Origin of the sequence: Alkalibacillus sp. S2W, assembly GCF_046764385.1 — a bacterium.
GTDB classification, from domain to species: domain Bacteria; phylum Bacillota; class Bacilli; order Bacillales; family Alkalibacillaceae; genus Alkalibacillus; species Alkalibacillus almallahensis.
Genome location: NZ_CP177234.1, coordinates 2280131 through 2294986 on the forward strand (window position 1 = coordinate 2280131; position 14856 = coordinate 2294986).

11 protein-coding genes are annotated in these 14856 nt (G+C 42.6%); 8 read left to right on the forward strand and 3 right to left on the reverse strand.

The genetic code is table 11. The annotated features are described in order from the left end of the window. Positions 1 to 153 precede the first annotated feature (153 nt). The gene (nagB, locus tag ACKXGF_RS11980; protein ID WP_411953944.1) at positions 154 to 849 is read right to left on the reverse strand and encodes a glucosamine-6-phosphate deaminase; all 696 of its coding nucleotides are present in this window, start codon (positions 847 to 849) and stop codon (positions 154 to 156) included. Then, positions 830 to 1972, reverse strand: coding sequence for an N-acetylglucosamine-6-phosphate deacetylase (gene nagA, locus ACKXGF_RS11985; RefSeq protein WP_411953945.1), 1143 nt, complete (start codon positions 1970 to 1972; stop codon positions 830 to 832). Before nagA ends, nagB begins: the two co-directional genes overlap by 20 nt. Positions 1973 to 2112: 140 nt before the next feature. On the opposite strand from nagA, the gene ACKXGF_RS11990 reads away from it, so the two are divergent. After that, the gene (locus tag ACKXGF_RS11990) at positions 2113 to 3513 is read left to right on the forward strand and encodes an FAD-linked oxidase C-terminal domain-containing protein (RefSeq protein WP_411953946.1); all 1401 of its coding nucleotides are present in this window, start codon (positions 2113 to 2115) and stop codon (positions 3511 to 3513) included. Then, positions 3506 to 4831 carry a (Fe-S)-binding protein gene (locus tag ACKXGF_RS11995; RefSeq protein ID WP_411953947.1) on the forward strand — a complete coding sequence of 442 codons (1326 nt, stop codon included), beginning with the start codon at positions 3506 to 3508 and terminating at the stop codon, positions 4829 to 4831. The genes ACKXGF_RS11990 and ACKXGF_RS11995 overlap by 8 nt, the downstream gene beginning before the upstream one ends. On the opposite strand, the gene ACKXGF_RS12000 is transcribed toward ACKXGF_RS11995, so the two are convergent. Continuing rightward, positions 4774 to 5736, reverse strand: coding sequence for an N-acetylglucosamine kinase (locus ACKXGF_RS12000; protein ID WP_411953948.1), 963 nt, complete (start codon positions 5734 to 5736; stop codon positions 4774 to 4776). The genes ACKXGF_RS11995 and ACKXGF_RS12000 overlap by 58 nt on opposite strands. Before the next feature lie 121 nt (positions 5737 to 5857). Here ACKXGF_RS12000 and ACKXGF_RS12005 point away from each other — a divergent pair, with 121 nt between their 5' ends. The 6 genes from ACKXGF_RS12005 to ACKXGF_RS12030 all read left to right on the forward strand — a co-directional run bounded on the left by ACKXGF_RS12005 (position 5858) and on the right by ACKXGF_RS12030 (position 14830). Beyond that, the gene (locus tag ACKXGF_RS12005; protein WP_411953949.1) at positions 5858 to 6958 is read left to right on the forward strand and encodes an ABC transporter ATP-binding protein; all 1101 of its coding nucleotides are present in this window, start codon (positions 5858 to 5860) and stop codon (positions 6956 to 6958) included. Between the two features lie 674 nt (positions 6959 to 7632). Then, complete coding sequence (locus tag ACKXGF_RS12010; protein WP_411955587.1) at positions 7633 to 9705, forward strand: glycoside hydrolase family 3 N-terminal domain-containing protein; 2073 nt, start codon at positions 7633 to 7635, stop codon at positions 9703 to 9705. A gap of 39 nt (positions 9706 to 9744) precedes the next feature. Beyond that, positions 9745 to 10995 carry an exo-beta-N-acetylmuramidase NamZ domain-containing protein gene (locus ACKXGF_RS12015; RefSeq protein WP_411953950.1) on the forward strand — a complete coding sequence of 417 codons (1251 nt, stop codon included), beginning with the start codon at positions 9745 to 9747 and terminating at the stop codon, positions 10993 to 10995. A 215-nt stretch (positions 10996 to 11210) separates the two neighbouring features. Then, positions 11211 to 12959 carry a thiamine pyrophosphate-binding protein gene (locus ACKXGF_RS12020; protein WP_411953951.1) on the forward strand — a complete coding sequence of 583 codons (1749 nt, stop codon included), beginning with the start codon at positions 11211 to 11213 and terminating at the stop codon, positions 12957 to 12959. 3 nt (positions 12960 to 12962) lie between these two features. Further along, positions 12963 to 13883, forward strand: a complete 921-nt coding sequence (locus ACKXGF_RS12025; protein WP_411953952.1) for a bile acid:sodium symporter family protein — start codon at positions 12963 to 12965, stop codon at positions 13881 to 13883. After that, entirely contained in the window at positions 13880 to 14830 is a 951-nt protein-coding gene (locus ACKXGF_RS12030; protein WP_411953953.1) for an SDR family oxidoreductase, read from the forward strand. The genes ACKXGF_RS12025 and ACKXGF_RS12030 overlap by 4 nt, the downstream gene beginning before the upstream one ends. The last annotated feature ends 26 nt before the right edge of the window (positions 14831 to 14856 follow it).

A 14856-nucleotide genomic window follows, 5' to 3' on the forward strand; every position in this document is an offset into this window, starting at 1 on the left:
CTCGTGACTTCCACCTTGCAAACAGGACGTTTGTGTTCTTAGTGGAAGTTTCACTATAGATCGACCAGGAGTCGCCACCAACACGACTCAAAATTCAACAACTATTTAAATATTACAATATAAAACTCAATTCGATTTTTAATTAAATAACCATTATTCAACTTCACTCACATACACGGTTACATCAGGGTGATTATGTAACACACTCGCGGGAAATTGTTCGTCTATCTCACCTTCCATTAATCGATTAAACGCATGTTCTTTCCCGTGTCCACTTACCATTAAAATAATTTTCTTAGCTTCCATAATCGTCTGAATGCCCATCGTGATCGCTTGAGTCGGTACATCATCAATCGATCCAAAAAATCGAGCATTCGCTTGACGCGTTGTTTCAGCCAAGTCAACGATATGTGTCCGCGACTGAAATGATGTTCCAGGCTCATTAAAGCCAATATGTCCATTATGACCGAGTCCAAGAATTTGTAAATCAATCGGACCTTGCTCAGCAATCAATTGCTCATAGCGATCACATTCAGCCGTTAAATCACGTGCTTGACCATCCGGAATATGACTCGCTTTAACTGGTATTTCAGAAAATAAATGACGTTCCATAAATGTTCGGTAACTTTGCGGATGATCAGGTGAAACCCCAACATATTCGTCTAAATTAAACGTTGTTACATGAGACCAGTCGGGTTGTGCTTGGCGTATAGATTCATAAAATCCAACTGGCGTACTTCCGGTTGCTAATCCTAATACGGGTTGTTCTAGTTTTCCTATATATCCTCGCACATCATCAACGACAGATTGACTCATCGTTTCATATTGTTCAGTTCGAATCACGTTCATAGGCTTTCACACCTTTACAATAAGTTGCATGCACCGTTAATTGATCGTCGACTAAGACGAAATCAGCATCTTTACCAACCGCAATACTGCCCTTCTCATTCCAAACGCCGTACTGCTTAGCTGGATTGACTGAGGCCATTCTAATGACATCATGAATAGAAGCGCCACCAACGTCCATCATGCGTTTGCCCGCTTCGTTCATCATTAAAACACTACCAGCAAGCGTGCCATCACTCAATGTTGCCTGACCATCAGCTACAGTGACCTCTTGCCCACCTAACGTATAGGTTCCAGGATCTAACCCTTTAGCTCGAATACTATCTGTGATAAGCGTTATCCTGTCAGGACCTAACATGTCATAAAGCAATTTCAACATCGGATCCACGACATGAATACCATCTGCAATGAGTTCACTTTGTAAATCATCAAATAATGCCGCCGCACCCACAGCTCCAACTTCTCTGTGATGAATGCCGTTCATCGCGTTGCATAAATGGGTTAATTGACTTAAACCATGTGTTCTCGCTAAGCGAATCGTTTGATAATCAGCATCAGTGTGACCAGCTGAGGCGACAACGGCATGATCATTTAACAATCGCATCACATCATTGGCGCCATCCAATTCAGGAGCTAGCGTCATAGCCTTTACCACACCAGTTTCGAGCCATTCTTGGGTAAGCAATCGATCTGGTAAGTGAATATGTTCTGCTGGCTGAGCGCCTTTTTTCTTTTCATTGATAAACGGCCCTTCAACGTGAGCCCCAAGAATCTCAGCTTCACCTTTTTGTTGATCATAATTAGCAATCATCTTTAATGCCTGTTCGATTTGCGATGGTTCGCTTGTTAGTGTTGTCGGTAAAAATGACGTCGTGCCTTCTTGTGGTAACGTTTGAGCCATCGTTATGAGTGCTTCATTCGTCCCATCCATGACATCAACACCATTGGCACCATGAATATGGGTATCGATGAAACCTGGAATCATGTTGAATCCACTTCCATCAATCGCTGCTTGATCTTGGGTTGATTCCTCATGAATACCGATAATTTTACCATCTTCAACCCTAATCGAACCGTTTTCAATTGTTTGCTGTTCAAGGAAAATTCGCACATGATTGATGATCATAAACAGACCACTACTTTCTGTTACAATTTAAATATATATTTTAAAATTTTGATTTTTTAATGTAATTTTATTTTAACATATTGCTTTTCATATTATAATAAATTTAAGAACTTTTCAAAAAATTATCCAGAGAGGTTACGATGTCTATGACATGGATTCAAGAGATTCAAAACATTGTCGGCGAAGAACACGTACAAACCAAACAGTCCTCTTTATTATCGTACGCTTACGATGCAACGCCGAATTTTAATACAAAACCTGAGGCTGTCGTGGCCCCAACAAGCGAAAAAGAAATTAAAGAGATCGTGACAGTTTGTGCTAATCATCAAATACCTATTGTGCCACGAGGATCTGGTACAAATCTAGCGGCAGGCACGACACCGACTCAGGGCGGGGTTGTTTTGTTGTTCCATCGAATGAATCGTATTCTCGAATTCGATGAAAACAATTTAACCATCACCGTCCAACCTGGTGTGATAACAGGGGATATTTGCGAGGCTGTTGAAGCTAAAGGGTTATTTTACCCGCCAGATCCTAGTTCAATGAAGATCTCGACGATTGGTGGTAATATTAATGAAAATTCCGGCGGCTTACGTGGTTTGAAATACGGTGTGACGAAGGATTACGTTCTCGGGGTTAACGCAGTGATCGCAAATGGGGATGTCATCCGAGCAGGCGGAAAAAACGTTAAAGATGTCGCGGGATATGACTTGACCAGTTTATTCGTTGGTTCTGAAGGAACTTTAGGGATCATCACGGAAGCCACACTCAAACTCGTTCCGTTGCCTGAATCTAAACAAACTTTATTAGCTTCTTTTGATTCGATTGAACGCGCAGCGGAAACCGTTTCTCAAGTGATTGCCAATAAATTAACGCCTGCCACATTAGAATTCATTGACCGAGCGACAATTCAAGCTGTTGAAGATTACACGCATGTCGGATTGCCGACAGATGCTGAAGCGGTGTTACTAATCGAACAAGATGGGCCGCCGTCCATTTGCGAACATGATATTCAACTCATTCAAGGAATCGCGATTGAACACGGGGCCATCACGACTCAAATCGCTGAAACGGAAGCACGTGCGGCTGAATTAAGAGAAGCGAGGCGCAGTGCCCTATCAGCCTTAGCCAAAAGGAGTCCAACGACCATTTTAGAAGATGCCACCGTTCCTCGTTCTGAAATCGCGACGATGGTCAAAGCAATTGAGGCGATTGCCTTAGAACATGACGTCAATATTGCCACATTCGGACACGCGGGTGATGGCAATTTACACCCCACTTGTATGACCGATTTACGTGACAAAGACGAATGGGAACGTGTAGAAGCCGCATTCGCCGCCATTTTCCGAAAAGCAATCGACTTAGGTGGCACGATCACTGGTGAACACGGCGTTGGCGAAATGAAATCACCCTACTTAGCTTGGAAAGTCGGTGATGAAGGAATCCAGCTAATGAACCAAATTAAGCTAGCCTTTGATCCCAAGCAGATCATGAACCCAGGCAAAATATTTCACCGTTCAGGAGGTGAGGTCGATGAGTGAAGCGATCACTCAAGCCTTTCAGGAACGAATCAGTAAAGATGATTTACTCAATTGTATGAAGTGCGGCTTTTGTTTACCAGCATGTCCGACCTATGTTGAAGCACAAGATGAGGTCCACTCGCCTCGAGGTCGGATTTCACTTATGATGGCTGTTCGAGACGGAGAGATTGATGATGTTCATGAAGTCGAAGAATCGCTGAATGTTTGCCTCGGATGCCGAGCTTGTGAACCAGCATGCCCAGCCGGTGTTAATTACGGAGAAATGTTAGAAGAAGCGCGTGCGATCTTTTACGAGCATAAAGATGTCCCGCTTCAAGAAAAGGCTTTACGCAAAACGACGCTGAATATGCTTTTTACCGATCAAGAGAAGATGGGTAAAGCCACGAGTTTATTACGGTTTTACCAACGGTCTGGCCTGCAAAAGACCGCTCGGAAATTAAAAGTGATGAACTTTTTCCCTGATCATATGCAACAAATGGAACGCGCCTTACCCGACATACCGAAACGTGCGAAACAACATCGTGAAGTCACGTTTCCAAGTGAAACCGATCAAACAAAAGCAACTGCTGCTATGTTCAAAGGGTGCCTCATGGATACATTGTTTCACGAGACAAACCAGTCTACGATAACATTGTTGAATCGAGCAGGTTGTGATGTCGTCGTACCTGATACCCAAGGTTGCTGCGGAGCTTTACATGGTCATAGTGGAGAAAAAGCGGGTGCTAAAGAGTTGGCGAAGCAAAATATTCAAGCATTCGAACAAGCAGACGTTGAATATATCATCACGAATGCTGGCGGTTGCGGCGCATTTTTACACGATTATGATCATCTATTAGAGAACGATCCAGAATGGGCTGCGCGGGCAAAAGCCTTTACGGATAAAATTGTTGATTTTTCAACGGTATTAATGGACCTTGATTTTCCTAATGAAATGCCTTTAAATATTGATCAGCAAATCATTACCTATCAAGACTCATGTCATTTGCGGAATGTGTTAAGGGTAGCCGATGCACCACGACAGCTCATTCAAGCGATTGAAGGGGGTCACTACATTGAAATGCCACACGCCCACCAATGTTGTGGGTCAGCAGGAATCTATAATTTGACCCAACCTGAGATGTCAATGCAAATCTTAGATCACAAAATGGAAAACGTCGTCACAACGCGGGCAACCACAATCGTGACGACGAATCCAGGCTGTTTATTACAGATGAAACTTGGCATCGAACGAACCGAGCAAACAGACACGATGCGCGCTGTTCATTTAGCCGATTTATTATTAGAAGCTTTGTCGACAGAGGATTTGAACTCAGATTGAACCAATACACCCGCATCTTGTAAGGCCGCAACGACAGCGCCGACAACAGGTTCGCGTTCAAGCATTTTAACAGGGGCGGACAACTGATGATTGAGGATCGTTGGCAAAACATCACGACGTTTAAACACGCCACCAGCTAAGACGACTTCTTGATTATGTTTAAAATGGCGATTTAACATCGTCTGAACCGAAAACGTAAGATCATCGGCGGATTGCTGGATTAAACGAATTGCTAAGGTATCACCTTCATCATAAGCCTGAAACACAGGGCGCGTTAATTTAGCGATTGATTCACGGGGACTTGGTGATTCATAAATATACGGGATCAAATCTGGAACGTCTTGAATTTGGGCGTAAGCTAAAATATGTCGTGTGATCACATCTGCTTCCATTTTGCCGTCATAAGCTTGGAAAATAGCTTCTAAAGCAGATTGACCGATCGCATAACCGCTTCCTTCATCACCAAATAAATAGCCCCAGCCACCGATCCGAGCGGTTTCGCCCGTTTCATTTAGACCAAACGTAATTGAGCCTGTCCCAGCAATTTGAACAATGCCAGGTTCGCCTAAGGTTTCAGCGTATAAAGCATTGATCGCATCATTATCTACGCGAATCGGGAAATCTGGTGCAGCTTCAGCTAAGACCGTCTCAACAAGATGACTTTTTTCAGAATCACCAGAACCAGACATGCCTGCAAAGCCACGAGCAATCTTATTAAAAGCTGTCGGATCGTCATAATGTAATTCAGTCATTAAGGTGGTGATTGTTTCCTTTAATTGTGAACGACTCACGGCATTCGGGTTCGTGGGTCCAACAGTTGCCGAAGCATACACATGTCCTGTTTCATCCGCAACTAAGGCCTGTGTTCCTGTGCCGCCACCGTCTATTCCTAATACGATCGTCATGCTGTAACCTCCTACTTCATTTAGCAATGTGCACATAAATCATGCCACAATGGTGTGCATATTGTCTATTCTTTATGAAAGCGTTTTAATTTACAATAGTCTTATAGAAAGGATGAGTCAAATGGCAGATTTAAAGTTACATAACATTAACAAGTATTATGACAAAAATGTACACGCCGTGAAAGATATCAACCTAGACATTGACGACAAGGAGTTTGTTGTACTCGTTGGCCCTTCTGGTTGCGGGAAATCTACAACATTACGAATGATAGCTGGCCTCGAAGAAATTACAGAAGGTGACTTGATGATTGATGGTGAGCAGAAAAACAACGTGCCACCGAAAAACCGTGATATCGCGATGGTCTTCCAAAACTACGCGCTATATCCACATATGAGCGTTTATGACAACATCGCATTCGGGTTAAAATTACGTAAGTTTAAGAAGGATGAAATCAAACAGAAAGTACATGATGCTGCGAAGATCCTTGGCTTGGAAGATTTCCTTGACCGTAAACCGAAAGCACTATCAGGCGGTCAGCGTCAACGTGTCGCACTTGGTCGTGCGATCGTCCGTGATGCTAAAGTCTTCTTAATGGACGAACCTTTATCTAACTTAGATGCGAAATTACGTGTTCAAATGCGTACTGAAATTCAAAAACTCCACCAGCGCTTACAAACAACGACGATTTACGTCACTCACGACCAGACGGAAGCGATGACGATGGCAACTCGCCTCGTCGTTATGAAAGATGGCATCGTCCAGCAAGTCGGAACACCAAAAGAAGTATTCGACTTCCCTGACAACGTCTTCGTCGGAGGATTTATTGGATCACCAGCGATGAACTTCTTCTCAGGTCACATTGAAGACGGTTCATTCAAAATTGGTGATTCCGTTTCACTAGAAATTCCAGAAGGTCGTATGAAAATCTTACGCGAAAAAGATTATGTCGGCAAAGATGCTATCCTAGGTATTCGCCCTGAAGACATGTATGATGAGCCTGTCTTCATCGAGCATTCCCCTGGTTCAACCTTCACAACAAACGTTGAAGTCGCCGAACTCATGGGCTCAGAATCTTATCTGTACTCTAAACTCGACGATCAAGATTTCATCGCCCGTGTCGATGCTCGCTCAGAAGTAAATGCCGGCGACGATATTAAACTAGCAATCGATATGAATAAAGTCCACTTTTTCGATAACGAAACGGAAGAACGGATTAAGTAAACTTGAGCCTCTGCGTTGGTCACACGCGGGGGCTTTTCTTATTTGAGGAATTCGCGCAGTCGCTGATATATTCTGATTTTCGATGATAAACTCAGTATTTTCGCTGATAAATCCAATGTTTTCGATGATAAACCCAAATTTTCGCTTATAACTTAAAAATGGCTCTGATCTATTATAGTTATCGAACATAGCATCTTCCAAAAAATGGCGAACACATTCACCAATTAACAGAATCTCGTCCCTCAACCTCATTAAAGCTTATTCTTAAATGCTATCGAATAAAAACATGACATTCTATCTATTTTTCGATGTTTCTAAAGACAAAATTTCACTTCCCTCTCTATTTTCCATTCATTTTGTCCTAATTTTCCACATAAAACGTTCAACTTACTATAACTTTATACTCAAAAACACTAATTCACAGCCATTCCACCTCCGTTTGACACTAAATTGTCACAATGTTAATCTTATTCTGAATTTTAAATTCATCATTATAGAAAGGTGGTGAAACAAAATTTTATCGGAATTTTGAAAGCGCTTTCTATCTCTCACCTAGATCTACTTTGTTTATCCTCACAGAAAAACACATAAGCTACTCGTACAATAAAAACATAATTTGAGGTGGTGCTAACGTGAACCATGCACGGAAATGGTTTATTGTAACTGTTATCGTCATGTTTGTTTTATCGAATGTTGGATTAAGTATGAAAAGCCAATCAGTCCAAGCACAAGAACAACCTACTCCTCAAGATCTTATCCTCTTAGAAAATGTTCCTGAAGCGAATGCCACAATTGACTCTGAACAATTTCAACTATCAGCCTTAAATGTCTATGATGATGGCCATTTCAAGCAAGTATCAGAAGGCATTGAATGGTCGTCCACAAATAAAAATGTCGCCACTGTTAACGACAATGGCGAAGTAACCCTTACCGGGCAAAATGGCAGAACGTTTATTAAAGTAACCAATGGTGATTATGAAGACCGAATCGCTGTCGATTATAAAGTTAAGCCTGGTAAAAAGGGGCCTGGAAAACCTGAATCAGAGCCTTCTTTAGTGAAAGAACAAGGCGAACGTTATGACATGATTCAACACGCTTTAGACGAGCTATCGATCGAAGAAAAGTTAGGACAAATGTTAATGCCTGACTTTCGGAACTATGATGGTGAAGCTGTAACGGAAATGCTCCCGGAAATCGAACAGCTTGTAAAAGAGTACCATTTAGGTGGTGTGATTTTATTTGCTGAAAACGTGCAAGGGACAGAACAAACGGCGCGCTTGGTCCATGATTATCAACAAGCCTCCGAGAAATTCGGCTTAATGATGACGATCGACCAAGAAGGCGGCATTGTTACACGTCTACAGTCAGGTACTGATTTTCCTGGCAATATAGCACTCGGCGCAACGCGTTCTGAAGATATGGCCTATGATGTCGGTCAAGCCATCGGGCGTGAAATCGGGTCACTTGGGATCAATACAAATTTCGCACCAGTCATGGATGTGAATAATAACCCAGATAATCCTGTGATTGGTGTGCGTTCATTTGGTGGAGATCCTGATTTAGTTGCTGATTTAGGCATCGCTTATACAAAAGGTCTGCAATCGACTGGTGTCGCAGCGACGGCTAAACACTTCCCTGGTCACGGTGATACGGATGTCGATTCACATTTAGGCTTACCAGAAGTTCCACATGACCGCGAACGATTAGAACAAGTTGAACTGGCACCTTTCCAAGAAGCAATGGAAGCTGGCGTGGACATGATCATGACAGCACACGTGACGTTCCCACAAATCGACAACACGAAAGTAACGTCTAAAAAAACAGGTGAAAAGGTCACGTTACCAGCAACCCTTTCGCACAAAGTTTTAACAGAACTGATGCGCGAGGATATGGGCTATGAAGGCATTATTACGACAGATGCGATGAACATGAATGCCATTACAGACCACTTCGGCACAGTAGATGCAGCGATTCGTGCTGTTAAAGCTGGTAGTGATATCGTCTTAATGCCAGTCGGATTAGAAGAAGTCGCAGATGGTTTATTAACCGCAATCGATGAAGGTGAAATTTCCGAAGAACGCATCGAAGCATCAGTTGAACGTATTTTAAGTTTGAAAATCGAACGCGGCATTATTAAACAGGAAAACCCGACACCAATTGAGGACAAAATTGCTAACGCAACGGAAATCGTAGGTGCAGATGTACATCAACAACTCGAACAAAACGTTGCTAATCAATCCATTACGATGGTTAAAAATGAAAACGACGCACTTCCACTTAACCAGGATAATCAAGGCGAAATCGTCGTCGTAGGTGATACGTTTGTGAATGATTTAGGCAATGCAGTCGCTAATTATCATGACGAAACGACTGTGATTGAGTCATCAGGCAATTTATCCGAAAGCGACCAAGAAACAATAGCCAATGCAGATGCTGTCATTGCTGGTTCTTACACGTATAACGTCAATGGCAGATCACCAGATAATCCTGTCATGTCCATGTTCAATTCACTGGATAGCATGACCGATGCCCCTGTCATTTCAGTCGGTATTCGGAACCCATACGACATTATGGCTTACCCTAATGTCGATGGTTATTTAGCACAGTACGGCTTTAACGAAGCCAGTTTTGATGCAACAGCCGCGACCATCTTCGGTGAAAACGAACCAACAGGACAATTACCAGTCACGATTCCGACACTTGATGATGGTGTCTTATATGAATTCGGACACGGATTGAATTACTAATTTATTTCATTTTAAAAAAGGTTTGAGGAGGAATTTTTCATGAGAAAATGGCTCATCGGGTTAATGGCTTTTGCGCTAACATTCACAACTGTGACCGTTATAACGGCAGATCCAGGCAATGGTAATGGACAAGCTAAAGGCCACGCCAAACAATTCGAACTAGGTGTTGAACAATTATTAGATGAGGAAAAAGATTTAATCGAAGGAAAAAATGTTGGTTTAATCACCAATCCAACAGGTGTTGATTCTGAGCTTAACAGTATTGTCGATACACTACACAATGATCCTGATGTAAACTTAACAGCCTTATACGGACCAGAGCACGGCGTTCGTGGTAGTGCCCAAGCAGGCGAATATGTTGAATATTACATTGATGAAAAAACAGGTCTTCCTGTTTACAGTCTCTACGGCGAAACAAGAAAACCAACGCCTAAAATGTTAGAAGACGTCGATACTTTACTTTTTGACATTCAAGACGTTGGAACACGCTTCTACACGTATATTTATACGATGGCTAATGCGATGGAAGCTGCGGCAGAAAATGATATTGAATTCGTCGTTTTAGACCGTCCAAACCCAATTAATGGCCAAGATGTCGCAGGCCCTGTCTTAGATGAAGAATTTTCTTCATTCGTTGGTGAATATGAAATTCCATTACGCCACGGCATGACAGTTGGTGAACTAGCGAAACTATTTAATAAAGAGTTTGATATTAACGCTGACTTAGAAGTCGTAGAAATGGATAGTTGGAAACGTTATATGTATTACGATGATACAAACCTAGACTTTGTCGCACCATCACCAAACATGCCAACTACTGATACAACAGTCGTTTATCCAGGTGCCGCATTAATCGAAGGGACAAACGTATCTGAAGGCCGCGGCACAACAAAACCATTTGAGTTAATTGGCGCTCCATTTATTGATTCAAGTGAATTAGCCGCACACTTAAACGAACAAGATTTACCTGGAGTAACATTTAGAGCAGCGTCCTTTACGCCAATGTTCTCAAAACATGCGGGTGACTTATCACACGGCATTGAAATTCATGTAACAGATCAAACTGAGTATAAATCAATCGAAACAGGATTACACATTGTGAAAGCCATTCATGATTTATACCCAGAAGGTTTCTCATTCCGTTCTGATGGATTCTTTGACAACTTGATCGGTAACGGTTGGGTACAAGAATCGATTGAAAACGGTGAATCCGTCGATGCGATTATCGAACAATGGCAAGATGATTTAGATGAATTTAAAGAAGTTCGTGAACAATATTTAATCTATTAATCTAACCTTTTTATATGCTGAACAACCCCCTTTAGTTCAACAATATAAAGATTCTATTGAGAAAACGATCTCGAGGTGACTCGGGATCGTTTTTTCTTTAGTATTTAAAACCCCACTCATATTTATCAAACTTTTCTGAATAAATACTATCTCAAAACATATTATTTCGTTATAATAGAATTAATTGAAATTGAAGATTTTTAGGGAGTGTTCTTATGGCAGAATTAACTGGTGGCGAAGTCGTCGCTAAAATGCTCAGTCAAGAAAATGTTGAAACCGTTTTCGGAATTATTGACGGGACCTATTTCGGGTTCTATTCAAATTTAGAACCGAATGGTATTCAACTGATTACCCCTCGTCATGAGACGAGCGCTGCCCATATGGCTGGTGCTTATGCACGTTCTTCTGGAAAGCTTGGCGTCTGTATGGCGAGTAACGGCCCAGGCGTTGCAAATATTTTACCAGGACTTGTCGTCGAACAAGGCGAAGGTAACCGCGTCCTTGTCATCACCAGTGCAAGACGGACAGGCATTATGTATCCTGATCGTGGCGGGACGTATCAGTGCTTCGATCAAACAGGTACGATTAAGCAAATCGCAAAATGGAGTGAAGCTGTGCCATCGTTCGATCGGATTCCAGAGCTTCTGCGAACAGCTTTACGCGAGTGTTACAACGGGCGCCCAGGTGTCGTTCATTTAGATATTCCTGAAAATATTTTAAACGCATCCTTTAAATCAACCCTTAATCTCCAACAACCACATCAATATCGACTCACCGAGAATCCTTCACCTTCAGATAACCAAATTAAACAAGCAGCCAACTTATTAGCCGAAGCGAAATTTCCAATCATTCATGCAGGAAGTGGTGTCATTCACGCTCAAGCCTACGAAGCTTTAGAAACTGTCGCGAAACAACTACAAGCCATGGTGACAACAAGCTGGGCTGGTCGCGGGGCTATGCGTGAAAGTAGTCCACTGACAATGCCGATGACCCACATCGAGACGAACAACCAAATTCGTAATGAAGCGGATCTCGTTTTAGTATTAGGATCTCGTGTTGGCGAAACGGATTGGTGGGGTAAAGCGCCTTATTGGAACCCCGATCAGACCGTGATTCAAGTCGACCTTGATCCCTCTACTATTGGTCGAAATAAACCAGTTAATCTCGGCATTCAGGCAGACATTAATATTTTTCTAGAAAAGCTATCAGATACTTTACAAGATTATATTCCAAAAGCGACACTCAAACGACGTCAGTCAACGATTAAGAAATATGTCCAAGCGCGTAAGAAATATCGCAAAAAATTAAATGAAAAACTAGAAGAACTTGATGCACCCATGAACCCAGCTCATGTATCGGCAATGGCTCAAGATGTCTTCTCTAGACAAGTACCTGTCGTGGCAGATGGTGGTAACACGACGATTTGGGCGAATTTCTTCACATCCATTGAAAAACCAGGTGGCATCTTCTCTACCTTTAAATTCGGTATGCTTGGGGCTGGTGTCGCTCAAGCCCTAGGTGTTGCTGCTGCCAAACCAGAGGAGCCTGTCCTCTGTATAATCGGCGACGGCGCTATGGGCTTTCACCCACAAGAAATCGAGACGGCGGTTCGTAACAATTTAAACGTGATCTACTTAGTCGTCTGTGATAAACAGTGGGGTATGGTGAAAATCAATCAAAACATTGCGCTCAGACCGGTTAAGACACTGGTCAAAAAATCGCTCGATGACCATGAAAATATTAATTCTGATTTAGGTGAAATCGCGTTTGATCAAATGGCACAAAGCATGGGTGCGCATGGCGAACGAGTGGCAGATCCTCATTCCTTACGCGAAGCTCTTAAACGAGCCAAACAACTGAATCAATGCACAGTCATCCACTGTGATGTCGACCCTGTTAAACATATGTGGGCACCCGGTTTGAAATATTTTAAAGATATGCATGACGAGCCAAAGGGGAAATAGATCATGGGCATAGATGAGATCCAACTGAATTTCAATGAATCAACATTATTCTTAATGAATGTCTTAATTGGATTCATCATGTTCGGCGTGGCACTCGATTTAACGGTCCATGATTTTAAACGAACGTTAAAATCACCAAAACCTTTTATTATCGGATTAACGGCACAATTTATTCTATTGCCAGCATTCACCTTCCTACTCGTCTTATTATTACAACCGAGGCCAAGCATTGCGCTGGGCATGTTCTTAGTGGCTGCCTGTCCAGGCGGGAATCTATCAAATTTTCTCGCCCATCTCAGTAAAGGACGGACAACGCTATCGATTAGTATGTCAGCCGTTTCAACACTTTTGGCCATTATCATGACCCCACTTAATACGTTAATGTGGGGATCATTTTACGGCCCGACCAATGATTTATTGAGGTCATTCATGATTAGCCCGACCGATTTAATCACCACGATTGTGATCTTACTTGGCATCCCGCTGACACTAGGGATGCTGGTGAATAAACGCTTTCCCGATTGGTCAAAGAAAGCGAGTAAATGGATGAAGCGCTTCTCGATCGGCTTTTTCATATTATTCGTGATTGGAGCATTAGCCAATAATTTCGAACACTTTATCGATTATGTCGGTATGGTCGTGTTTGCGGTGTTCTTACACAACTTACTTGCGATTATGATCGGATACAGTTCTGCGCGGTCATTTGGTTTACCTGAACGAGACCGACGTGCGATTGCGATTGAAATCGGCATCCAAAACTCTGGGCTCGGATTGATTTTAGTCTTTAACTTTTTCGGAGGACTTGGTGGTATGGCGATTGTCGCCGCATGGTGGTCCATCTGGCACATTATCGCTGGTTTAACGATTGCTAGTTTTTGGTCACGAAGACCGCCTGCTACAGAAAGTGAGGGTCATGCCGCATGAATATTTTGATTACTGGAGCAATGGGCTATTTAGGTAGTCAAATCGTGAAACGTTTAATGAAAGAGCGTGATGACTGCCATGTGATTGCGACAGATATTAAGTTAGAGCCTGATTTTGAGTTGAATGATTCGGTCACGTACGAACAAGTCGACGTTCGCTCTTCTGCAATGCAACAGTTATTCGATCGTTATCACGTCGATATGGTGATTCATCTAGCGACAATCGTCACACCAGGCAAAATAAGCGACCGCTCATTCGAGTATTCCGTTGACGTCGAGGGCACACGGAATGTAATCGAAGCTTGTGTCGCAACGAATATAAAGCGATTAATTGTATCATCAAGTGGCGCTGCTTATGGCTATCATGCGGACAATGCGAATTGGATCACTGAAGATGAGCCGATTCGAGGAAACAAGGCCTTCGCTTACGCCTATCACAAACGACTCGTCGAAGAAATGCTCGCCGACTACCGTGAGTCGAATCCAGAGCTTGAACAAATCATTTTCCGGATCGGGACCATTCTTGGCGAAAACGTCGATAACCAAATTACCGATCTCTTTAAAAAACCTTACATACTAGGCGTAAAAGGTTCAAAAAGTCCGTTCGTATTTATTTGGGACCAAGATGTCGTATCCTGCTTTATTCGAGCCATTGATTCGGACCAAATTGGGATTTACAATATTGCCGGTGATGGCGCATTGACCATTGACGAAATCGCAGATCAATTAGGAAAAAACGTCATTCGCCTCCCCGCTTCACTCTTAAGATTTGGATTAGCTGGACTCAAAAAATTACGCCTAACACAATACGGCCCAGAACAACTCGACTTCTTGCGCTACCGCCCTGTGTTAGATAATACGAAACTAAAACAGGAATTTGGATTTGTGCCTAGTTATACGTCGGCGCAGGTTTTTCAGGAGTTTGTGGTACATCGAAATCAAAAATGACCACGTGCAATTTGTCTGCACGTGGT